Source organism: Halomonas garicola, assembly GCF_031935715.1.
In the GTDB taxonomy this organism is placed as follows: domain Bacteria; phylum Pseudomonadota; class Gammaproteobacteria; order Pseudomonadales; family Halomonadaceae; genus Vreelandella; species Vreelandella garicola.
On the sequence record NZ_JASSZF010000010.1, the window covers coordinates 34650 to 55162 of the forward strand.

Consider the following 20513-nt stretch of genomic DNA (forward strand, 5'->3'; position numbering starts at 1 on the left):
ATGCCGAATCAAATGCACGATCAGACGCGCCGTTCTGGTCCGGGCAAGCTTGATCCGGGCGAGCTTGACGCCCTCGATCGCCGCCTGCTGGATACCTGCCAGCGCGACCTTCCCGTTGAAGCCAGGCCTTACCGTGCGCTGGCCGAGCGCCTTGAGACCACGGAAGGAGACATTCTAAACCGCCTTGAGCGGCTGCACGCCCTGGGCGTGATCAGCCGGGCAGGGCCGGTATTCGACCACGCCCGGGCCGGCGCCAGCCTGCTCGCGGCGGTGGCCGCCGATGATGTTGAGCGCGACGCCGTGGCCGCCGAGATCAACCGCGCCCCCGGCATCAACCACAACTACCTGCGCGACGCCGCCCGGGGATTCAACCTCTGGTTTGTGATGACCGCCCCCGACGAAGCCGAGCTTGAAGCCCGCCTCGCAGCGCTCGAGCAGCGCCTCGGGCGTGCGGTGCTGCGCCTGCCCATGCTCGAAAGCTTTCATATCGACCTGGCCTTTCCGCTGCCCTGGGACGAATTGGAAAGCCCTGAGCTTGACCGTCACGCCGTCACGGAGGGTGTATGACCCGGACTGACGCCGAGCAGCGCCTGCGCGGCCTGCTGGAAAAAGGCCTGCCGCTGGTACCGCGCCCCTGGGAGGAACTGGCCCGCCAGGCCGGCATGAGAGAAGACGAGGCCATGGCCTGCGCCCGGCGCTGGCAGGACGACGGCCTGATCAAACGGATGGGGCTGGTGGTGCGCCACCGCCGGCTGGGCATGGCGGCCAACGCCATGGTGGTGTGGGACATTGCCGACGAGCGCGTGGGCAAGGTGGGAAGAGCGCTTGCCGCCGAGCCCGCGGTGACGCTTTGCTACCGCCGCCCGCGCCGCCTGCCGGACTGGCCCTACAACCTTTTCTGCATGATTCACGGCGTGCGCCGGGAGCGCGTGCTGGCCGAGCTTGACGCCATCATCGCCCGCCAGGCGCTGGCTGATACCGCCCATCAGGTGCTGTTCAGCCACCACGCCTACCGCCAGCGTGGCGCCCGCTACACCCGGGAGGAACACTCATGAGTGCCGCCAGAACCGCCGCCAATCAGGCACCAATGGCGCTTGACGCCACCGACCGCACGATCATCAATCGGCTGCAGGACGGCTTGCCGCTGGCTGAGCGGCCCTTTGCCCGGGTCGCCGAGGAGCTTTCCCTGAGCGAAGGCCGGCTTTTGTACCGGCTGGAGCAGCTGCGCGACAGCGGCGTGCTCAGCCGCTTTGGGCCCATGTATCACGCCGAGCGCCTGGGCGGCGGGCTGACCCTTGCCGCGCTCCGGGTGCCCGAGGACGACTACGAGCGCGTGACCGGCATTGTTAACGCCTTCCCCGAGGTAGCCCACAACTACCGCCGGGAGCACGCCCTCAACATGTGGTTTGTGCTGGCTACCGAGACGCCCGAGCGCATTGCCGAGGCTATCGACGAGATCGAAGCCGCCACGGGCCTTGCCGTCTACAACATGCCCAAGGAGGAGGAGTTTCATGTACGACTCCATCTGCCGGTCTAAGCCGGACAGCCCAACGGCCGTGCCGGCCTTTGCCCCGGACGCCATCGACCGCGCGATAGTGCTTGCCACCCAGGCGGGGCTGCCGCTTTACCCCGACCCCTGGCGCGCCGTGGGCGAGCAGGTGGGCGTTAGCGGCGGGGAAGTGCTTTCGCGCATGCAGGCCATGCAAAAGGCCGGGGTGATCCGCCGGGTGGCGGCGGTGCCCAACCACTACCGGCTGGGGTATGTGGCCAACGGCATGAGCGTGTGGGACGTGGACGATGCTGACATCGACCGCCTGGGCCGGGAAATCGCCGGCGTAGACGGCGTCAGCCACTGCTATCGCCGGCCGCGGCACCTGCCGCACTGGCCGTACAACCTCTTTGCCATGCTCCACGGCAGGACCCGTGACGAGGTGGAGCATCAGGCTGAAGCGTTGCGTCTTCGCCTTGGCAGTGCCTGCCGCGACTACCGCATTCTCTACAGCTCGCGGATCTTGAAAAAGACCGGCCTGCGCCTGGCGGGCGCGGGCAAATCATAACGGTGGGAGAGACGCCATGTTTCGTGTAACGCGCTATATGCAGTCGCTGATGACGCCGGGCCCGGTGCCACCGGCGCGCAAGCCCAAAGGGCCGGTGGTGATCTGGAACCTGATCCGCCGCTGCAATCTGACCTGCAAGCACTGCTACACCACCTCGGCGGATATCGACTTTGCCGGGGAGCTCGATACCGCGGAGGCGCACAGGGTGCTCGACGACCTCAAGGGGTTTCACGTGCCGGCGCTGATTCTCTCCGGCGGTGAGCCCCTGATGCGCCCGGATATTTTCGAGCTTTCTCGCCGCGCCCGGGAGCTTGGCATCTACACCGGGCTTTCCACCAACGGCACGCTGATCACCGAAGACAACATCGACGAGGTCGCCGAGGTGGGCTACGACTACGTGGGCATCAGCATCGACGGCCTGGAAGACACCCACGACGTCATTCGCCAGCGAAAGGGCGCGTTTCGCGAGTCCATGCACGCGGTCAAGCTGTGCAAGGAGCGCGGTATCAAGGTGGGTCTGCGCTTTACCCTGACCCGGGAAAACGCCGACCAGCTGGGCGACATCCTCGAGCTGATCGACTACCACGACGTCGACAAGTTCTATCTTTCTCACCTCAACTACGGCGGGCGCGGCCGTCGCCACAGCAAAAACGACGCCTGGCACGAGATGACCCGGGTGGCGATGACCCAGCTGTTCGACCACTGCCGCGACGAGCTTGAGCGCGGCATCACCCGGGAGTACGTCACCGGCAACAACGACGCCGACGGCCCCTTCATGCTCATGTGGGCGCAAGAACACTTCCCCGACCAGGTGCCGGCGCTGACCGAGCGGCTGACCCACTGGGGCGGCAACGCCTCGGGGGAATATATCGCCAACATCGACAACCTTGGCAACGTCCATCCGGACACCTTCTGGTGGGACCATGACCTTGGCAACGTGCGCGACCGCTCGTTTTCCGAGATCTGGCGCGATACGCAGGACCCGCTGATGCTCGGCTTTCGCCAGCGGCTGCGCCCGGTCAAGGGCCGCTGCGGGGAATGCCAGTATCTGCCGATCTGCAACGGCAATACCCGGGTGCGGGCGTGGAAGGTGACCGGGGACCCCTGGGAAGAGGATCCCGGCTGCTATCTTACCAACGCCGAAATCGGTCTGCCTGATGCGCCGGACCGGCAGCTCTACGCGCCGTTTGCCCCGATCCAGGCCGTGGAAATCTTTTAGCGCCGCGGGCGTTCAAGGAGTGATGACATGTCGTTACATCGCGTTGTATATGACGTGGCCGGGGCGACGCTTGCCCCCGGCGAGGTGGCCATTGTCGGCGCCGGCCCCGGCGATCCCGGACTTTTGACCCTGCGGGCGCTGGCGCTGATCGAGCAGGCCGACTGCCTGGTGTTCGACCGCCTGGTGTCGGCCGAAGTGCTGGCGCTGGCCGGCGCGGACGTGCAGCGCTTTTACGTGGGCAAGGCGTCGCGCTGCCACGCCCTGACCCAGGACGAAACCAACGCCCTGCTGGTGCGTCTGGCTCGGGAAAACCGACGCGTGGTGCGGCTCAAGGGCGGTGACCCTTACATCTTTGGCCGCGGCGGCGAGGAAGCCGAAGCGCTGGTGGAGCACGGCATCGGCTTTCACGCCGTGCCGGGGATTACCTCGGCCCAGGGCTGCGCGGCCTACGCCGGCTTCCCGCTGACCCACCGCGACTACGCCCAGAGCGTGACCTTCGTTACCGGCCACTGCAAAAGCGACGGCGAGCTGGCGCTGGACTGGCAGGCACTGGCGACCCCGCACCACACCTCGGTGTTTTACATGGGGCTTTCCAACGCTGCGCTGATCAGCCGGGAGCTTATGCATGCCGGCCTGCCGGCAAGCCACCCGGTGGCGCTTATCGAGCGCGGCACCACTCCCGAGCAGCGCCGAGTCATCACCTGCCTTGGCGAGATGACGCGGGTCATCGAGCGTGAAGGCCTGACCCCGCCCACGCTGATGGTGGTGGGTGAGGTGGTGGCGCTTGCCGATACGCTGATGCCGGCCCAGGTCGAGGCGCCGGTGCCCGCCACGGTCCCCGCGCTGGCTTCTGTCTACCGGGAGAAAGTCGCCCTATGACCCTGTTACGCGCTGCCTTTTCTCCGCTGCGCCTTGCCCTGGCGCCGCTGATGCTGGCCGCCGCGGCGCCGGCGTTCGCCGCAGACGACGATGACACCGCCGCGCTTTATCAGACCCACTGCGCCAGCTGCCACGGCGAGGCCCGCCTGGGGGGTATCGGGCCGGCGCTGTTGCCGGGCAACCTGTCCCGGCTCAAGCCCGACGCCGCCGCTGAGGTGATCGCCAACAGCCGCGCGGCAAGCCAGATGCCCGCCTTTGGCGAGACGCTTGCTGTGTCGCAAATCGAGGCGCTTGCCGAGTGGCTCTACCGCCCGCCGGAGACCGAGCCGCGCTGGGGCGAGCCGGAGATCGCGGCAAGTCATGCGGTCTTGCACCCCGACGGCAGCCTGCCCGACACGCCGATTTTTGATGCCGACCCGCTGAATCTCTTTATCGTAGTGGAAACCGGCGACCATCACGCCAGCGTCCTCGACGGCGATACCTTTGAACGCATCCACCGCTTTGAAACCCGCTACGCGCTCCACGGCGGGCCCAAGTACACCCCGGACGGGCGCTACGTGTTCTTCGGCTCCCGGGACGGCTGGATCACCAAATACGACCTCTACAACCTGGAAACCGTGGCCGAGGTGCGCGCCGGCATCAACATGCGCAACATTGCGGTGTCCGCCGACGGCCGCTACGTCATGGCCGCCAACTACCTGCCCCACCGCCTGGTACTGTTCGACGCCCACAACCTCGACCTGATGAAGGTCTACCCGGTGGAAAACGCCGCGGGGGAAAGCTCCCGGGTCAGCGCGGTGTACGCCGCACCGCCCCGGGGCAGCTTTATCGCCGCGCTCAAGGACATCAAGGAGGTCTGGGAAATTCCCTGGCCGCTGCCTACGGAGTCGGTGGTGTCCACCGGGCATATGAAAACGCCGCTGGCGCCGAGCCGGGACCCGTCCCTGGAAAGCTTCAAGGTGCGCCGCATCGAGGTGCCGGACTACCTTGACGACTTCTTTTTTGACCCGGGCTACGCGCACGTCATCGGCGCCTCCCGGGGCGGGCAGGGCGGCATGGTGGTTAACCTCGACCGCGGCGAGAAAGTGGCCGACCTGCCCCTGGAGGGCATGCCCCACCTGGGCTCGGGGATTACCTGGGAGCACGACGGCCGGCGGGTGATGGCGCTTCCGCACCTGGGCCGGGCCGAGGTGTCGATCATCGACATGGAAAGCTGGGCGCTGATCAAGACACTGGAAACTGACGGCCCGGGCTTTTTCATGCGCAGCCACGAAAACTCGCCCTACGCCTGGGTGGACGTCTTCTTTGGCCCTAACCGCGATCGGGTCCACGTGATCGATAAGCAGAGCCTTAAGATCGTCAAAACGCTGACGCCGGAGCCTGGCAAGACCGCCGCCCACGTGGAGTTTGACCGCTATGGAGAAAAGCTTTTGCTGAGCCTTTGGGAAGACGACGGCGCGGTGATCGTCTACGACGGCGACAGCCTGGAAGAGCTCGAGCGCATTCCCATGAGCAAGCCCTCGGGCAAATACAACGTGTGGAACAAGACGCGCTATGAAGAGGGAACCAGCCATTAATCCGGGCTGGCATTAAAGGCACGGCCGACGGTAGGCTTGCCCGGCTTCGGGCGTTTATACTGGTCGGCCCGATCGATATCTACAAGAGGATCCCGCTATGGCCATTTCCAGCTTCAACGATCTTCTCGGTGAGGCGCGCAGCCAGCATCGCCCCCAGCGGCTTTTACTGGTCTTTGCCAGGGCGGAGCTGCCGGACTTCCCCGACGACGAGCAGCGCCGACAGTTCGAGCAAAGCGAAGGCGGCGTGCTGGCCCCCACGGTCTGTGTGGATAAAACCCCGGACGAGCTCGAGGACATGAACACGCTGGTCAAGGAAGCCGAGAAGACCGGCGCCGAGTGGGACCTGTTCTTCGTTGCCGCCATGGACGATCCGAAGGACGACGACGAAATTCAAAAGCAGCTGACCAAAATGACCGAGTCGCTGCAGACGGGCAACGTCGGCTCCTATATCGCCTTCGACAAGAATGGAGAAGCGCTGAGCCTCAACTAAGCACTCCCGCCGCGTCTTGCCTTTTATCGGTGCTGGGCGAGCCGCTCAAGGGTGATGTCGTCAAAGGCCACCACCTTGCCGCCGCGGTCCTTTACAAAGGCCTCGGCGGCGTTTTTGTCGGCGAAGGGCGCAAGGGTATGGCCCATGCTGCCGCGGCGGTCGTGGCCGATGACGTAGACGGCCTCGTCGGCGCGGATGAAGGCGTCATCCTCGGGGGTTTCCCAGTCGGTCCGGCCTACGTCGTGGACGTAGGCGTGGGAGAGCTGCGACTCGTTTTCCGGCTGGCGCAGAAAGGTGAAGAGCTCAGCGGTGGAGCAGAACTTGAGCGGGGCCTCGTCGCGGCCCATGAAGGCTTCGCCCTTGGGGCCGGGGTGCTCGCGGATGGTCATGCCGCAGACGTGGCAGCTGTCCCCGGAGGCGATGGGCTCGGCGTCAGCCAGCGCCTTGGGCGTGGGCTCCTCGCAGCCGGCAAGCAGCAGCATCGCGGCCAGAAGCCAGGCAAGGGCGGAATACGCCAGCAGGCGTTTGACGAAGGTGTTGGCGGCATAGCTCATGGGGCGTTCTCCCGGAAAAGTTGAAGGCAGCCGGGCGGATCAGGCCGCGCGGCGCTGAAAGCGCCACAGCGCCAGCCCCAGCGGCAGCGCCGCCCAGCCCAGCAGTAGCGCCACCAGGGTGGCGGGATGAAACGCTCCCGGGGCGGCAATGGCGGTGACGCCGGCGTGCTCCCGGGCGGCGGCAAAGCCTGCCAGGTTTAAAAGCCGGAAGCATTCGGTGGGGTTCAACAGCAGCAGCCAGGCCAGCCAGTCGCCGCCCTGCTCAAGGCTTACCAGCAGCGCCAGCAGCGCCAGATCAAACACCAGCACGAAGAAAAACCATACCCCCAGCGCCAGCCCGGCGGCGCGCTGCTTTTCCACCGCGCCGACGCTGATCAGGTAGGCAAAGGCGATGAAGATCCAGCCCAGCAGCACGGTGCTGGCAATCAACAGCCCCATGCCCCGGGCAAGCTCCCCAAGCGCGACGCCGTCAGCGCCCAGCGCAATGGTCACCCCGGCGATGCCGAAGCCAAGCGTCGTCGCCGCGCCGAGAATCAGCCCGTGGCCGCAGAACTTGCCCAGCAGAAGCGCCGAGCGGCTGATGGGGTAGGTGAGCAGCAGCAGCAGGGTGCCGGATTCGCGCTCGCCGACCACGGCGTCGTAGGCCAGCAGCAGGGCGATCAGCGGAATCAAAAACACCGCAAGCGTTGTCAGGCTGACCAGGGTGCTGGCAAGGGAGGTAAAGCCCAGGCCGCCGCTGGCCGCCGCGCCCGCCCAGGCAATGCCCACGGCGAGCACCGCCAGCACCAGGGTAATGGAGAGCACCCAGCGGTTGCGCAGGCCGTCGCGGAACTCCTTGCCGGCGATAATCATGATGGCGTTCATTGGTTGGCCCCCCGGGAAAAGTGCTGGTACAGGTGCTCAAGGGTCGGCGGCTCCACGGCGATGTCGGCGACGCCTGCCATGCCGGTGAGCCGGCGCAGGGTGTCGAGCTTGGCCGTCTCGGGGGCGGCGAGGTCGGCACCGGCCTCGTCCTGGGCCAGCAGCGCATGGTCCGGCCGGCTGATCAGCGCCTGCCAGTCGTTCCCGCCAAGGCGGCCGCGCACCCGGATGACCAGCGGCAGCGCCGCCTCCCGGCGCAGCGCCTCCATGTTGCCCAGCGCCAGGCGCCTGCCGTCGCCGAGGATCAGCGCGCGGTCGATGTAGGGCTCTACCCCCGGCAGGATATGCGACGACAGCACCACGGTGCCGCCGCGGCCGCGCAGCTCGTCAAGGGTGGTGTAGAAATCCCGGGTGGCCGCCGGGTCAAGGCCGGTGGTGGGCTCGTCGAGCAGCAGCAGTTGGGGCTCGCCCAGCAGCGCCTGGGCCAGCCCCAGGCGCTGGCGCATGCCCTTGGAGTAGGTTTTTACCCGACGGTGGGCGGCGTGGCCCAGGCCGACTTTTTCCAGCAGCGGCGTGATCTGGCCGCGGTCGGCGCGCTTGAGCCGGGCAAAGTAGGTCAGCACCTCGAAACCGCTCAGCGCCTCGTAGAAGCTGACGTTCTCCGGCAGGTAGCCAAGGCGCTTGCGCAGCACGGCGGCGTGGCGGCTGTCCGGCGCGCCGGACAGCACGCTAACCCGCCCGGACGCCGGCGACAGCAGCCCGAGTATCAGGTGCATGGTGGTGGTCTTGCCCGCGCCGTTGTGGCCTAAAAGCGCAAGCACTTCGCCCTGGCTGGCGCTGAAGCTCAGGGAGTCCAGCCGGGTAAGCCGGCCGTGGCGGTGGGTTACCTCGTGAAAGTCGATCACCTGGGTCATGGCGTGGCGTCTCCAGCGTCACTGGTAAGAGGAGCGGGCTCGGCCATGAGCGGCGCGCTGTCGCGCACGCCCTGGGGGCGAAACACCGGAAACTGGCGCTGCACCCAGCGCAGGGCGAGCACCGCCGGGCTGTCCATCAGCAGCTTGGCGGCGGGGTAGCGCCACAGCAGGCGGTCCATGGCATCGTTGGGCTCGAAGGCGGTGTCGCCCACGCCGTCGTCGTCCAGGTCCCAGCCCAGGTAGTTGCTCCAGTAGTTGCCCTCCCACTCCTGAGCCCGGGTGGCCACGTACTTGACCTGCTGGCGGTTGTCGATGAAGGCATTGCCGGTGACGTCGTTATCCTCGGAGCCCGCCGTCAGGTGGATGCCGATGTCGCTGTCCGCCAGGCGATTGCCCTCCAGGCGATTGTACTGGGCGTTGTAGACGAACAGCGCCTTGCCGTCGTTGCCGCTGATGGCGGTGGCGCCGTCCGGCTCCTGCTGGCGAATCCCGCGGATGCGGTTGCCGCGCAGCGTCGACTGAGTAATGTTGTTCAACAGGATGCCGTAGCGCCGGTCGTTGTGCGAGCGGTTATTCAGCACGGTCAGACGCTTGGACTGCATCAGCGCGTAGCCGGTGCGGGTGTCGGTGGTGCTGTTGTTTTCCAGGCGGTTGTCGTGGGCGTACATGTAGTGCACGCCGTAGCGCAGATCCTCCATGTGGTTGCCCCGCAGCAGGCTGTGGCTGCTGGTATCGATATAGATGCCGTCCCGGGTGCGGCGGATGTCGTTGCCCTCGACGCGGACGTTTTCCACGTTGAACAGATGCACGCCGTTGCCGCGGTCCTGGGAGCGTCGCTCGGCGTCGCCGCGGATGACGTTGTTTTCGATCACCGCGTCGTGCACGCCGTCAAGCCAGATACCAAAGCCCGGCCCGTCAAGTCGGGCGTTTTTGACCACGCTGCCGGTGGCCTTGCGGGCGATGAAAATGCCCGCGTCCATGGCGGTGAGGTCGGCGCCCCAGTTTTCCACGTCAACGCCGTCGATGACGGTGTCGGCGGCGTCGATGACCACGGCGTGGCCGGCTCCGCCGCCGTCGATCACCGCGCCGTCTTCGCCGCGTAGCTCAAGCGTGCGGTCAATCACCAAGGGCCCTGTATAGCGGCCCTTGGCCAATAGAATACGGTCGCCGCCGGCGGCGTTTGCCACCAGCGGCTGCAAAGGTTGCCCGGGCGCTGCCGTCCAGTCGGCGGCACGCGGGGCGCCGCCCGGCCAGAAACTTGTCCAAAGCCCTAGCCAGGCGGCAATCAGCCCGATACCGACGCCGCGGATATTCACCACGAAAGTGCGTCGTATCATCGGCGTTAGGCCTTTTCAACCAGCATGCGGCCGGTCATTTCCATGTGCATGGCGTGGCAGAACCAGTTGCAGTAGTACCAGTGTACGCCGGGCTGGTCGGCGATAAAGGTGACGCTCGACGTCTGCTGGGGGGAAATTTCCATCTGCACCCCGTGGTTGACCACGCAGAAGCCGTGGGTCAGGTCTTCGACCTGGTCAAGGTTGGTGACGACCACCGTGACTTCGTCACCCTGCTTGACCTTGAACTCGGTGGTGCCGAACTGCGGCGCGACCGAGGTCATGTAGACGCGTACCTTGTTGCCGTCGCGCACGACCTTGTTGTCGCCTTCCAGGTTGATGCCGTCATCCTCGGCCATTTTCCGGGTGGTGGCAAAGAACGGATCGTCGCGGGACCAGGTACGGCTGGGGGTGAGCTGATCGGCGCGCAGCAGGATACAGTCGTGGGGCTCGGCGTAGGTCGGGCCGTCGTGGACGAGCTTCATTTCCTCGCCGGAAATATCGATCAGCTGGTCGTTTTCCGGGTGCAGCGGGCCGACCGGCAGGAAGCGGTCCTTGGAGAACTTGGACAGCACCACCAGCCACTTGCCGTCGGCGTCCTTGGTTTCGGTGAGGCTGGCGTGGTTGTGGCCGGGCTGGTAGTGAACGTCGAGCTTCTGGCGCAGGTAGTTGACTTCGTCGCCCTGGTAGGCGCTGATAGCGTCTTCGATGTTCCACTTGGCGATCTGGCTGTCGATGAACAGCGTGGTGTAGGCGTTGCCGCGGCCGTCAAAGGTGGTGTGCAGCGGTCCAAGACCCAGCTCCGGCTCGCCGACCACGGTGTCCCGGGGCTCGATGGCGTCGTCAAAAAGCTCAGGGAGCTTGTCGATGGCGATGATCGAACAGGTGGGCGAGAGCTTGCCGTTGGCAATGAAGTACTTGCCGTCCGGCGAGGTGTTGAGGCCGTGGGGGTTCTTGGGCACCGGGATGTAGCGGGTGAATTTGGTGCCGTGGCGGCCGTTGAGCACCGGCACGTCGGAGTCGCCGAGGGTTTCGTAGTCGCCCGCTTCCACGGCGGCTTCGATGGCCTCGACGTCGAATACCACTACCCAGTCGCGCTCGGCGCGCATGGTGTCGGCAAGGGTCATGCCCATTTCCGAGTTGTAGCAGGTCGAGGCGACAAAGCGGCCGGTGTAGTCGGCGTCGGTGTTGTCGAGGTTGCCGTCGACGATCACCTGCCAGGCGACTTCCATGGACTCGGCGTCGAGGCCGTTGAACATGGTGGCGTAATTGTCGGGGTTTTCCAGGTCGCGGCCGTCGTTGAGCTGCGGAATCGGCAGTTCGGCGTTGGCGAAGACGTACTTGGTGTGCGGCACTTTCTGCAGGCGCAGGCCGTGAATCGCCTGGACGTTGGGAATGGTGGTGATCTTGTCCGTCTTCATGATGTCCAGACGGATCCGGGCCACGCGGGTGTTGGCCTTGTCGTTGATAAACAGATACTTGCCGTCATAGCTGCCGTCGGTCATGGAGATGTGCGGGTGGTGGGCGTCGCCGTTGAGAAAGCGGGCGGACGCGCCCAGCACTTCCCGGGACTCGTTGGTGATGCCCCAGCCGGTGGCGCTGTCGACGTTGAACACCGGGATGCGCATCAGCTCGCGCATGGAGGGTACGCCGAGCACGCGCACCTCGGCGGACTGACCGCCGCTCCAGAAGCCGTAGTATTCGTCAAGCTCGCCGGGGGCAACCTCGATGCCGCTTTCCGCGGCCTTGGCCTGGCGGCTGGTCATCAGCGCGCCGGTGCCGAAGCCGCTGGCAAGGCCCGCGCCGGCGACGCCGGTGACCGCGCTGTTGCGCAGAAAGTGGCGGCGGCCCAGATTTTTCACGTCGTTTCTCTTCTCGCTCATGTCTTACTCCTGTTGCAGGGCGGGAATACGCTCTAATTTGCTTTTCCCGGCCTTGCCGGGGTCATGGGTGGCAACGACAGGTCGATCCTCGGCCATGCGCGTTGCCTTTTCCCGACGCTTGCGCCGCTTCACCATGGGCGGGCAGCGATGCTCGTCGTGATAGAGGATCTGGCAGTCGAGACAGTAGTGGCACTCGTTGGCGTTGATGTGCCCGTCCGGATGGATGGCGCCGACTTCGCACTCGTGGGCGCAGATCTGGCAGGGCGTGCCGCAGCTGCCGCGGTGGCGCTTGAGCCAGTCAAACAGGCGCAGCCGGGCAGGAATGGCCAGCCCCGCGCCCAGCGGGCAGACGTAGCGGCAGTAGAACTTGTGGTTGAAGGCGGAGACCACCACCAGCCCGATGGCGTAGGCGACAAAGGCCCAGTCGCGCTGGAAGCGCAGGGTGATGGCAGTTTTGAACGGCTCGACCTCGGCGTAGCGCTCGGCGGTGCCCAGCGAATGCAGCGACACCGCAAACAGCGCCAGCAGGATAAGATACTTGATCGCCCAGAGGCGCTCGTGCAGGCCGAAGGGCACTTCGATCTGCTTGACGCCGAGCTTGCGCGCGGCCTGGTTGACCAGGTCCTGAAGCGCGCCGAAGGGGCACAGCCAGCCGCAGAACACGCCCCGGCCCCAGAGCAGCAGAGTGACCGCCACGAACGACCAGAGGATGAACATCATCGGGTCGATCAAGAAAGCGCCCCAGCTGAAGTCGGTGATCAGGGCATGGCTAAAGGTCAGGATGTTGACCACCGACAGCTGGGCCAGCGCGTACCAGCCGATGAAGAACAGCGTGTAGAACTTGAAGCCCAGGCGCAGCGGGTTGAGCATGCGCGGATGGCGCGCGAGCACGTCCTGGAACAGCATGATGCCGGTGAGCACGATTAGTCCGGCGCCCAGCACGCCGATCTGGAACGCCTTGTCGCGCCAGACCTGTACCCAGATGGCCTCTTCCACCGGCGGCTCGGGGCGCTCGATGTAGGCCTCGGGGATCGAATAGTCGGCGTTGAAGCGGGCAAACTCGGTGTCCAGCGGGCCGGAGGCGCGGCGCACGAGAAGCGAGAGCTGCCAGGGAGCGCCGGGGTCGAAGGCGGCACCTTCGCGGACGATGAAGATGTCGCGCTCGCTGAAGGCCGGGGAACCGTCGATGGCAAGCTCCCCCAGGCGGATGTGATCGCTGTCGTGAAAGCTGATCGAGCTTCCGTGCTGGGCAAGCTCGACGCGGTCGAAAATGCCGCCGCGCACGTAGCCCGAGCCCTTGAACGAGTAGTCGCCGCGTCCCATCAGCGCCACGGCGTGCTCGCCGGGCTCAAGCTCGTCCATCAGCGAGGCGTAGCCGCTGTCGCCGAGCAGATTGCGCCCGGCGGTGGGGGCGTTCAGGTAGGTATAAAAAAGCTCGATGAAGGTATTATCCGCGGGCTCCGGCGTATGCATGTAGTCTTCCGCCGGAGTGCCGACGAAGGCCTCGTCGACCTCGCCGTGGGTCAGGTGCAGGCGGCGAACGGTGCCGTCGCCCACCAGGGTCTGCCAGTCGGCCGGGTCATACACGCCGTCAAGCACCTCGGCCGGCGGCATGGCCGAAGGATCGGCAATCAGCCCCCGGTCGGCGGCCACCAGGCGCGCGGAGCGCATGATGGTGTCGCCGGCGACGATCACCGTGACCGTGGCGCCGGAGACGGCGTCAAGCTCGCTGCCGACCTTGAGATGATCGCTAACGTGGGCGCCGATGTGCTTGTCGGCAAAGTTTTCCAGCTTCGACTCGGGGATGCCCACCAGCATGATCGGCTCTTCGTGGCCAAGCACGTCGGTCTGGACGATTTGCCCCTCCGTGTCGATGCCCACCAGCAGATTGATGGGCTTGCCCGAATAGGCGGGAATAGGGGCTACGTCGATAGATTCAAAGGCGTAGCCGAGCAGGGTGTCGTCCTGCATCACGCGGCTGACCGGCCACTGGGAGTCAGCCGGCTCCAGCCGGTTGGCCGAGGGAAACCCCGCCTTGAGTGAAGAGAGTTCGACGGCCTGGCTCGCCGTAGCGATGAGCAGCAGGCCGGCGGCGATAAGCCAGACGCAGGCGGCGCGTAGCCGGCAGACGGGGCGGGGCATGGGGTCCTCCTCGGACTGGGGGCCGGAGACGGCGTTACAGCGTCGGTTCGAGCATGTAGTCCACGGCGGCTTTGACGTCGTCGTCGCTCAGGCTGACCTGGCCGCCTTTGGGCGGCATGGCCTGGAAGCCGTTGATGGCGTGGTCGTACAGGGTGTCGATGCCTTTTTCCTGGCGCGGCGCCCAGGCGTCGGCGTCGCCGCGCTTCGGCGCACCCGCGGCCCCGGTCATGTGGCAGGCTATAGGTGGCTTCGCCGTCGGCCTGGGCGGCGGTGGCGGTGAGGGCAAAGGCCAGGGGAAGCAGCGTTACGGCAAGCAGTTTCATAATGAGTGTTCCTTATGCATCTTTTTGGGGAAAGAGAAACGTTATTGAGGTAGCCGGGTCGGAGGCTGCCCGAGTGCGTGGTCCTAGACTAGAGCGCCTGAATCCGGCGGACGTTGACGTGGATCACTTTTTGCGCCGGCTACTCTCATAAAATACGGCCATTACTCCCAAGGAGGTAGCCCCCGGGCCGCGTGGCATTCGGTCGCATAACGCCTCTGCTCGGACGGGTAGCCCCGGCCCGGCAGAGGCGCTATGTTGGGCGGCATTGACCGCCGCCGTTGCCCGGCGGCGGTACAGATCCGAGAGCGCAAAGACGAAAAGGGCCTTGATGCTATGCAAGACGAGCTGTTGTTTGATCGCGGACTGGTGGAAAAGTACGACCGCCCGGGGCCGCGCTATACGTCCTACCCCACCGCGCCGCAGTTTCACACGGCCTTTGCCGAAGACGACTACCGCGCCGCCGCGGCGCGCAGCAACGCCGCGGACCGTCCCAAGCCGCTGTCGGCCTACGTGCACATCCCCTTCTGCGAAAGCCTTTGCTACTACTGCGCGTGCAACAAGATCATCACCCACAACCGCGAACGGGCGGCGGAGTATCTCGACTGGCTCAAGGATGAAATCCGCCTGCAGGGCGAGCTTTTTGACGAGTCCCGGCGCATGACCCAGCTGCACCTGGGCGGCGGCACGCCGACGTATCTGAGCAACGATCAGCTGGCCGAGCTGATGGCCGCCCTCGATGACGCCTTCCACTTTGCCGCGCCGGAGGAGCGCGAGTTTTCCCTGGAGGTCGATCCGCGCACCGTCACCGCCGAGCAGATTCACGAGCTGCACGCTCTGGGCTTCAACCGCCTGAGCTTCGGCGTGCAGGACTTCGACCCCGACGTTCAGCGCGCGGTCAACCGCGTGCAGAGCGAGGAGCAGGTGGTGGGGCTGATGCAGGCGGCGCGCGATGCCGGGTACGACTCGATCAGCGTGGATCTGATCTACGGCCTGCCGCTGCAGACGGTGGCTAGCTTCGACGCCACCCTGGACAAGATCGTGGCGCTTAAGCCCGATCGCATCGCTACCTACAGCTACGCCCACCTGCCGTCGCTGTTCAAGGCCCAGCGGCTGATCCGCGATGAGGACATGCCGCCGCCGGAGCGCAAGCTCGAGCTTCTCGAGCTGATCATCCAGCGGCTGATCGCGGCGGGCTATGTCTACATCGGCATGGACCACTTTGCCCTGCCCGAAGACGAGCTGGCGCTTGCCCGGGACAACGGCACCCTGCAGCGCAACTTCCAGGGCTATTCCACCCACGCCGACTGCGACCTGATCGGCCTGGGGGTCACCGCCATCGGCAAGGTGGACGACACCTACAGCCAGAACGTCAAGGAAACCGCCCAGTACCAGCACCGCCTGGAAAACGGCCGGCTGCCGGTGATGCGCGGCTACCGGCTGAGCGACGACGACCGCCTGCGCCGGGACGTGATCAGCACCCTGATGTGCCACGGCGAGCTCGACTTTGCCGCCGTGAGCGCCGCCCACGGGATCGATTTCACGCGCTATTTTGCCGACGCCCTGGCATCCCTTGACGAAATGCAGGCCGACGGCCTGGTCGAAGTCGGCGAGCGGCGCCTTGACGTGCTGCCCGCGGGGCAGCTGATGATGCGCAACCTGGCTATGGCCTTCGATGCCTACCTGAACCCTGCCGAGGCGCGCTATTCGCGCACGGTGTAAGGCGACCTAAAGGATTGTTATGTCTGCTCTGCCGTTTTCTCACCTGCCATTCACCGGTGCCGTGCCCGCGCCGTCGCGGCTGATTGCCCTGCTGGACCCCCGGGTGCCCCTGGCGCTCAAGCGCCGGGTGGTCGAGCCGCTGCTCAACCGCACCTTTGCCGAGCCGCTGGCTGAGGGCGAATTCGACGCCCTGGAAGGGCGGCGGGTGACCCTCGAGGTGGCAGACCTGGGCGTGCGCCTGACGCTTGCGCTTGATAACGCGCGCTTTGCCCTGAGCCGGGAAGACGGGGAAGCCACCATCCGCGGCGGCTGGCGGGAGTTTTTATGCCTGGCCACGCGCCGGGAAGACCCGGACGCGATGTTCTTTCAGCGAAGGCTTTTGATCGAAGGCGACACCGAGCTTGGGCTCACGGTAAAAAACCTCCTCGACGGCCGCGAGGAGGGGCTTTCCGAAGGGCGTTTGGGTGCGGTATTGCGTCAGCTGGATGCGTTGGCCGCCCGAGTGTGATCCATGCCCGGGCGGCCGTGCCAGTAGCCGTCGCAGACGTCGGCGTCCACCAGCGCCAGCGGGTCCGGGGCGGCAAGCTCGCCGCGCCTGGCGGCGTCAAATCCGGCTACCACATCAGCCATGCCTTCGGCTCGGGGGCTTAAGCGCGCCACACTCGCGCCCGAGGCGGCGATGGAGGCGGCGTCATAGCGCAAATCCTGGCAGGCGCCGGAGAGCGTCTGGACGCCGTTCAGGGTAAACACTTCTTTCGATTCCTGGGAGCGCAGCGTCATGCCTTCCGGGTGCTTCTGGCAGACGAACTGGCAGCGATCCTTGGGAGTTTGGTAGCGCCGGGCGGTAAAGCAGCGCGACGACCAGGCAAGCGGCAGGTGGCCGTAGGCAAACACTTCGCAGGCGGTATTAACGCCCTGTTCGCGGCAGTCGGCCAAAAGCCGGGTGACGTCCTCCCCGGACATCTCTACCGGGGCGTTGAAGCGCGTCATCCCCGCGCGGGCAAGCACGCCGATGGCCGCGGCGTTATACAGGTTGAGCGCGGCTCCCGCCACAAACTCAAGGCCTGCGCTTGTACACCGCTGCACCGCGCTCTGGTCGTTGGCTTCCACGCTGAATTCGCCGTTGTCGCACAGCTTGCGCAAATCGCGCAGGTCGGCCTCGGATTCGATCAGCGTCTGGCTTGAAAGCACCACCTCCTTGCCGCTTTGGGCAAGCTCGCGGCCTATCCCCAGCCAGTCGTCGAGCTTCATGTCCCGGCGGCGCGAGCACACCGATTCCCCGAGATAGACGATATCCACCGGCCAGTCGGCGGCGTCGCGGTAAAACTGCGCGTAGCGTTCGCGCGTCCAGTAGAACAGCACCGGCCCCAGCGCTAGCCGCAGCGCGTCCGCCTTGGATGATGTATCCGCCATGTTTCCTCCTATTTCCAGCGGCGCTCGTAGGCGCCAAGGGTGGTGGTGGTGCCTTCGGAAACCTCGCCGAGCCCCGCAGTCCACGCAGGGTCTGGGTGAAAGCGCCCGGGGGCGGCCTCCAGCCGGTCGATGGCGGAGCGCCAGATGCCGGCGACTTTGGACACGTAGGCGGGGCTTCTTTGGCGGCCTTCGATCTTCACCGCGCTGATATTCAGTTCGGCAAGCTCGGGCAAAAGCTCCAGGGTATTCAGGCTGGTGGGCTCTTCGATGGCGTGATAGGTCTCGCCTTCGACCTCGAAGCGGCCCTTGCACAGGGTGGGGTAGCCGGCGTTTTCGCCCGCGCCGTAGCGGTCGATGAGCACGCCGTTTAGCCGCGACTCGAGCCCTGAGTCGGTTTCTTCCCAGCGCACGTGGGCCGCCGGCGAGCACACGCCCCGGGTATTGGGCGACTCGCCGGTAAGATACGACGACAGATAGCAGCGCCCCTCGGCCATGATGCACAGGCTGCCAAAGGCAAAGACCTCGAGCTCTACCGGCGACTGCCCGGCCAGGTCGCGCACCTGGGTCATCGACAGCACCCGGGGCAGCACCGCGCGGCGGATGCCGAACTGCTCGTGGTAGAACCTGAGCGCCTCATGGCTCGTCGCCGAGCCCTGGACGGAAAGATGGCGGGAAAGGTCGGGGTAGCGCTTGGCGGCGTAGTCGAGCAGGCCCATGTCGGCGAGAATCAGCGCGTCCACGCCGAGCTCGGCAGCGTCGTCCACCGCGCGGGTCCACATGGCAAAGCTCTCGGGCTGGGGGTAGGTGTTGATCGCGCAGAATACCCGCTTGCCCCGGGCGTGGGCGTAGTCGATGCCTTCCCGTGCGCGCTTGTCGGTAAAGTTGAGTCCGGCAAACTGGCGGGCGTTGGTGGTGTTTTGAAAACCGAAATAGACGGCGTCGGCACCTTCGTCTACGGCGCGCTTGAGCGCGGGCAGATTGCCGGCCGGGCAGACAAGCTCCATGTTAAGCCTCCCGTGATAGGTAAGGCCGTCATGGTAAGGCGAAGCCGAGAGGTCGCAGTTGACCTGGATCATGGTGCGACCCCTGGCTTGCGGCTTGCCGGTGCGATCAACCCCCGGAAAGAAGCCGGGTTCTACAAAGCCGGCGTCAGGCCGCTTTCTTGTTGGCCCGCATCCAGTTGATCAGCCCGCCGGCGAGCAGCACCTCGACCTGGCGGCTGCTCAGGCCGTGCTTCAGGGCTATCTCGCCGCTTGCGCCTCTGGCCTTGAGCGTATCGCCCTGCTTCAAGGCCTCGTGCAGGCCTTCGAAACTCAACGTCTGGTCGGCTTCCAGCTTGGCGTAATCGTCGTCGCTAACGAAGGTCAGCGGCAGGACGCCGAAGTTGATCAGGTTCTGCCAGTGAATGCGCGCGAAGCTCTTGGCGATCACGATGCGCAGCCCCAGGTAGCGCGGGGCGATGGCGGCGTGTTCCCGGCTAGAGCCCTGGCCGTAGTTGTCGCCGGCGACGATGATATGGTCGCCTTTTGCCTTGGCCTGCTCGACGTAGTTCTCATCGACGCCGCGCAGGGAGAATTCCGCGATCTTGGGGATATTGCTGCGATAGGGCAGCACCTCGCTGCCCGCGGGCATGATCTCGTCCGTGGAGACGTTATCCCCGGCCTTGACCAGGAGGGGCAGTTCGGCGCTGTCTTCGATGGGCTCGAATTCCGGCAGCGACTCGATGTTGGGGCCCTTGATCAGCTCGATCTTCCGGGCCTTCTCCTCCTTCAGGGGCGCAAATAGGTTCTGGGTGTTGATGATCGGCGATTCGGGCTCCTCGATAGAGGGATAGTCAAAATCCAGGTCCCGCGGGTCGGTGATCTCGCCGCGCAGCGCCGAGGCGGTGGCGGTTTCCGGGCTGCACAGGAAAACGCTATCTTCCCGGGTGCCGGAGCGGCCGGGGAAGTTGCGCGGCGTGGTGCGCAGGCTGTTGGTGTCGTTGGCCGGCGCCTGGCCCATGCCGATACAGCCGTTGCAGCCGGCCTGATGCAGCCGCGCCCCGGCAGCCAGCAGGTTCGCCACGTGGCCGTCGCGCACCAGAGTCTCGAGGATCGAACGCGAGGTGGGGTTGATATCAAGGGAAATCCAATCGTGGATTTGGCGCCCTTCGACCATGGCCGCAGCGATGGCCAGATCTCGATAGCCCGGATTGGCGGAGGAGCCGATGTAGGCCTGGGAAAGCGGCTCCCCGGCGACCTCGCTTACCGGCACTACGTTGCCGGGGCTCGAGGGCTTGGCGATCAGCGGCTTGACCGTGGACAGATCAATGGTCTCGTGGACGTCGTATTCAGCGCCCGGGTCCGCCTTGAGCTCCTGCCAGTCGTCCTCGCGGCCTACCGACGTCAGAAAGCGCTTCACCGCCTCGTCGGAGGGAAAGACGCTGGTAGTGGCGCCGAGCTCTGCGCCCATGTTGGCGATCACGTGGCGGTCCATGGCGGACAGCGTCTCAAGGCCCGGGCCGTAGTATTCGATGATGCGCCCGCTGCCGCCGTCGACCCCGTGACGGCGCAGCATCTCCAGAATGACGTCCTTGGCGCTGACCCAGTCGTTGAGCTTGCCGGTCAGCTTGACTCCCCAGATTTCCGGCATCTTGAGATGGAAGGGCTCCCCGGCCATGGCCATGGCCACGTCGATGCCGCCGGCGCCGATGGCCAGCATGCCCATGGAGCCTGCTGCCGGGGTATGGCTGTCCGAGCCCAGCAGGGTCTTGCCGGGCTTGCCGAAATGCTGCTGGTGGGTGGGGTGGCTGACGCCGTTGCCGGCCCGGGAGAACCACACCCCGAGCCTGGCGGCGGAGCTCTGCAGGAAGAAATGATCGTCGGGGTTCTTGTTGTCGCCCTGGATCAGGTTGTGATCCACGTACTGGGCGGAAAGCTCGGTCTTGACCCGATCAAGGCCCATGGCCTCCAGCTCCAGCATCACCATGGTGCCGGTGGCGTCCTGGGTGAGGGTCTGGTCGATGGCGATGGCGATCGGCTCTGTGGCGTTCATTTCGCCTTCCACCAGGTGGGCCTCGATCAGCTTCTGGGCAACGTTTTTGGCCGTGCTGTTTTTAGACATGAGGGCTCCTTGCTGCGTTGTTCTGTCGAAACTCCTCGACTCAGTG

Annotated in this window: 20 protein-coding genes; 10 read left to right on the top strand and 10 right to left on the bottom strand. The window is 65.7% G+C overall.

Annotated features, from left to right (window positions below; all coding sequences use genetic code 11):
* The 8 genes from RS027_RS05500 (at position 1) to RS027_RS05535 (ending at position 6222) form a co-directional block, all read left to right on the top strand.
* On the top strand, positions 1–567 hold the full coding sequence (locus tag RS027_RS05500; protein ID WP_311954917.1) for an Lrp/AsnC family transcriptional regulator: 567 nt from the start codon (positions 1–3) through the stop codon (positions 565–567).
* A complete protein-coding gene (gene ahbB, locus RS027_RS05505) occupies positions 564–1055 on the top strand; it encodes a siroheme decarboxylase subunit beta (protein ID WP_311954918.1) in 492 nt (163 codons plus the stop codon). Before RS027_RS05500 ends, ahbB (RS027_RS05505) begins: the two co-directional genes overlap by 4 nt.
* On the top strand, positions 1052–1537 hold the full coding sequence (locus RS027_RS05510; RefSeq protein ID WP_311954919.1) for an Lrp/AsnC family transcriptional regulator: 486 nt from the start codon (positions 1052–1054) through the stop codon (positions 1535–1537). Before ahbB (RS027_RS05505) ends, RS027_RS05510 begins: the two co-directional genes overlap by 4 nt.
* On the top strand, positions 1512–2057 hold the full coding sequence (gene ahbB / locus RS027_RS05515; protein ID WP_311954920.1) for a siroheme decarboxylase subunit beta: 546 nt from the start codon (positions 1512–1514) through the stop codon (positions 2055–2057). Before RS027_RS05510 ends, ahbB (RS027_RS05515) begins: the two co-directional genes overlap by 26 nt.
* 16 nt (positions 2058–2073) lie before the next feature.
* Positions 2074–3276 (top strand): heme d1 biosynthesis radical SAM protein NirJ, encoded by a 1203-nt coding sequence (gene nirJ / locus RS027_RS05520; RefSeq protein ID WP_311954921.1) that lies wholly within the window; start codon positions 2074–2076, stop codon positions 3274–3276.
* Between the two features lie 27 nt (positions 3277–3303).
* On the top strand, positions 3304–4155 hold the full coding sequence (cobA, locus tag RS027_RS05525; protein WP_311954922.1) for a uroporphyrinogen-III C-methyltransferase: 852 nt from the start codon (positions 3304–3306) through the stop codon (positions 4153–4155).
* On the top strand, positions 4152–5732 hold the full coding sequence (locus RS027_RS05530) for a cytochrome D1 domain-containing protein (protein WP_311954923.1): 1581 nt from the start codon (positions 4152–4154) through the stop codon (positions 5730–5732). Before cobA ends, RS027_RS05530 begins: the two co-directional genes overlap by 4 nt.
* A 97-nt stretch (positions 5733–5829) precedes the next feature.
* The gene (locus tag RS027_RS05535) at positions 5830–6222 is read left to right on the top strand and encodes a ribonucleotide reductase subunit alpha (RefSeq protein WP_311954924.1); all 393 of its coding nucleotides are present in this window, start codon (positions 5830–5832) and stop codon (positions 6220–6222) included.
* A 23-nt stretch (positions 6223–6245) separates the two neighbouring features.
* On the opposite strand, the gene RS027_RS05540 is transcribed toward RS027_RS05535, so the two are convergent.
* From RS027_RS05540 to RS027_RS05570, 7 genes are read right to left on the bottom strand one after another with little or no spacing between them, the layout of a single operon-like run.
* Positions 6246–6776 (bottom strand): nitrous oxide reductase accessory protein NosL, encoded by a 531-nt coding sequence (locus RS027_RS05540; protein ID WP_311954925.1) that lies wholly within the window; start codon positions 6774–6776, stop codon positions 6246–6248.
* Positions 6777–6815: 39 nt separating this feature from the next.
* Positions 6816–7640 (bottom strand): ABC transporter permease subunit, encoded by an 825-nt coding sequence (locus RS027_RS05545; RefSeq protein ID WP_311954926.1) that lies wholly within the window; start codon positions 7638–7640, stop codon positions 6816–6818.
* Positions 7637–8551: an ABC transporter ATP-binding protein gene (locus tag RS027_RS05550; RefSeq protein ID WP_311954927.1), complete on the bottom strand. Its 915-nt coding sequence runs from the start codon at positions 8549–8551 to the stop codon at positions 7637–7639. Before RS027_RS05550 ends, RS027_RS05545 begins: the two co-directional genes overlap by 4 nt.
* Positions 8548–9888, bottom strand: coding sequence for a nitrous oxide reductase family maturation protein NosD (locus RS027_RS05555; protein WP_311954928.1), 1341 nt, complete (start codon positions 9886–9888; stop codon positions 8548–8550). The genes RS027_RS05550 and RS027_RS05555 overlap by 4 nt, the downstream gene beginning before the upstream one ends.
* 5 nt (positions 9889–9893) lie before the next feature.
* Positions 9894–11768 (bottom strand): TAT-dependent nitrous-oxide reductase, encoded by a 1875-nt coding sequence (gene nosZ, locus RS027_RS05560; protein WP_311954929.1) that lies wholly within the window; start codon positions 11766–11768, stop codon positions 9894–9896.
* A 3-nt stretch (positions 11769–11771) separates the two neighbouring features.
* Positions 11772–13910, bottom strand: a complete 2139-nt coding sequence (gene nosR / locus RS027_RS05565) for a transcriptional regulator NosR (protein ID WP_311954930.1) — start codon at positions 13908–13910, stop codon at positions 11772–11774.
* A gap of 34 nt (positions 13911–13944) precedes the next feature.
* A complete protein-coding gene (locus RS027_RS05570; protein WP_311954931.1) occupies positions 13945–14139 on the bottom strand; it encodes a c-type cytochrome in 195 nt (64 codons plus the stop codon).
* A 427-nt stretch (positions 14140–14566) separates the two neighbouring features.
* On the opposite strand from RS027_RS05570, the gene hemN reads away from it, so the two are divergent.
* Complete coding sequence (gene hemN, locus RS027_RS05575; RefSeq protein WP_311954932.1) at positions 14567–15952, top strand: oxygen-independent coproporphyrinogen III oxidase; 1386 nt, start codon at positions 14567–14569, stop codon at positions 15950–15952.
* 19 nt (positions 15953–15971) lie between these two features.
* Complete coding sequence (ubiT, locus tag RS027_RS05580; RefSeq protein WP_311954933.1) at positions 15972–16460, top strand: ubiquinone anaerobic biosynthesis accessory factor UbiT; 489 nt, start codon at positions 15972–15974, stop codon at positions 16458–16460.
* On the opposite strand, the gene RS027_RS05585 is transcribed toward ubiT, so the two are convergent.
* The 3 genes from RS027_RS05585 to RS027_RS05595 all read right to left on the bottom strand — a co-directional run bounded on the left by RS027_RS05585 (position 16430) and on the right by RS027_RS05595 (position 20467).
* Positions 16430–17365, bottom strand: a complete 936-nt coding sequence (locus tag RS027_RS05585; protein WP_311954934.1) for a U32 family peptidase — start codon at positions 17363–17365, stop codon at positions 16430–16432. The genes ubiT and RS027_RS05585 overlap by 31 nt on opposite strands.
* 8 nt (positions 17366–17373) lie before the next feature.
* Complete coding sequence (ubiU, locus tag RS027_RS05590) at positions 17374–18369, bottom strand: ubiquinone anaerobic biosynthesis protein UbiU (RefSeq protein WP_311954958.1); 996 nt, start codon at positions 18367–18369, stop codon at positions 17374–17376.
* 145 nt (positions 18370–18514) lie between these two features.
* The gene (locus RS027_RS05595; protein WP_311954935.1) at positions 18515–20467 is read right to left on the bottom strand and encodes an aconitate hydratase; all 1953 of its coding nucleotides are present in this window, start codon (positions 20465–20467) and stop codon (positions 18515–18517) included.
* Positions 20468–20513: the final 46 nt, after the last annotated feature.

Bases quoted from the DNA above. Each gene is read 5' to 3' on its own strand.
- ubiU (WP_311954958.1), bottom strand. From the start codon at position 18,369: ATGGAGCTTGTCTGCCCGGCCGGCAATCTGCCCGCGCTCAAGCGCGCC.
- RS027_RS05540 (WP_311954925.1), bottom strand. From the start codon at position 6,776: ATGAGCTATGCCGCCAACACCTTCGTCAAACGCCTGCTGGCGTATTCC.
- RS027_RS05500 (WP_311954917.1), top strand. From the start codon at position 1: ATGCCGAATCAAATGCACGATCAGACGCGCCGTTCTGGTCCGGGCAAG.
- nosZ (WP_311954929.1), bottom strand. From the start codon at position 11,768: ATGAGCGAGAAGAGAAACGACGTGAAAAATCTGGGCCGCCGCCACTTT.
- nosR (WP_311954930.1), bottom strand. From the start codon at position 13,910: ATGCCCCGCCCCGTCTGCCGGCTACGCGCCGCCTGCGTCTGGCTTATC.
- ahbB (WP_311954918.1), top strand. From the start codon at position 564: ATGACCCGGACTGACGCCGAGCAGCGCCTGCGCGGCCTGCTGGAAAAA.
- ubiT (WP_311954933.1), top strand. From the start codon at position 15,972: ATGTCTGCTCTGCCGTTTTCTCACCTGCCATTCACCGGTGCCGTGCCC.
- RS027_RS05545 (WP_311954926.1), bottom strand. From the start codon at position 7,640: ATGAACGCCATCATGATTATCGCCGGCAAGGAGTTCCGCGACGGCCTG.
- RS027_RS05595 (WP_311954935.1), bottom strand. From the start codon at position 20,467: ATGTCTAAAAACAGCACGGCCAAAAACGTTGCCCAGAAGCTGATCGAG.
- RS027_RS05535 (WP_311954924.1), top strand. From the start codon at position 5,830: ATGGCCATTTCCAGCTTCAACGATCTTCTCGGTGAGGCGCGCAGCCAG.
- hemN (WP_311954932.1), top strand. From the start codon at position 14,567: ATGCAAGACGAGCTGTTGTTTGATCGCGGACTGGTGGAAAAGTACGAC.
- RS027_RS05585 (WP_311954934.1), bottom strand. From the start codon at position 17,365: ATGGCGGATACATCATCCAAGGCGGACGCGCTGCGGCTAGCGCTGGGG.
- RS027_RS05530 (WP_311954923.1), top strand. From the start codon at position 4,152: ATGACCCTGTTACGCGCTGCCTTTTCTCCGCTGCGCCTTGCCCTGGCG.
- RS027_RS05570 (WP_311954931.1), bottom strand. From the start codon at position 14,139: ATGACCGGGGCCGCGGGTGCGCCGAAGCGCGGCGACGCCGACGCCTGG.
- RS027_RS05555 (WP_311954928.1), bottom strand. From the start codon at position 9,888: ATGATACGACGCACTTTCGTGGTGAATATCCGCGGCGTCGGTATCGGG.
- RS027_RS05510 (WP_311954919.1), top strand. From the start codon at position 1,052: ATGAGTGCCGCCAGAACCGCCGCCAATCAGGCACCAATGGCGCTTGAC.
- nirJ (WP_311954921.1), top strand. From the start codon at position 2,074: ATGTTTCGTGTAACGCGCTATATGCAGTCGCTGATGACGCCGGGCCCG.
- cobA (WP_311954922.1), top strand. From the start codon at position 3,304: ATGTCGTTACATCGCGTTGTATATGACGTGGCCGGGGCGACGCTTGCC.
- RS027_RS05550 (WP_311954927.1), bottom strand. From the start codon at position 8,551: ATGACCCAGGTGATCGACTTTCACGAGGTAACCCACCGCCACGGCCGG.
- ahbB (WP_311954920.1), top strand. From the start codon at position 1,512: ATGTACGACTCCATCTGCCGGTCTAAGCCGGACAGCCCAACGGCCGTG.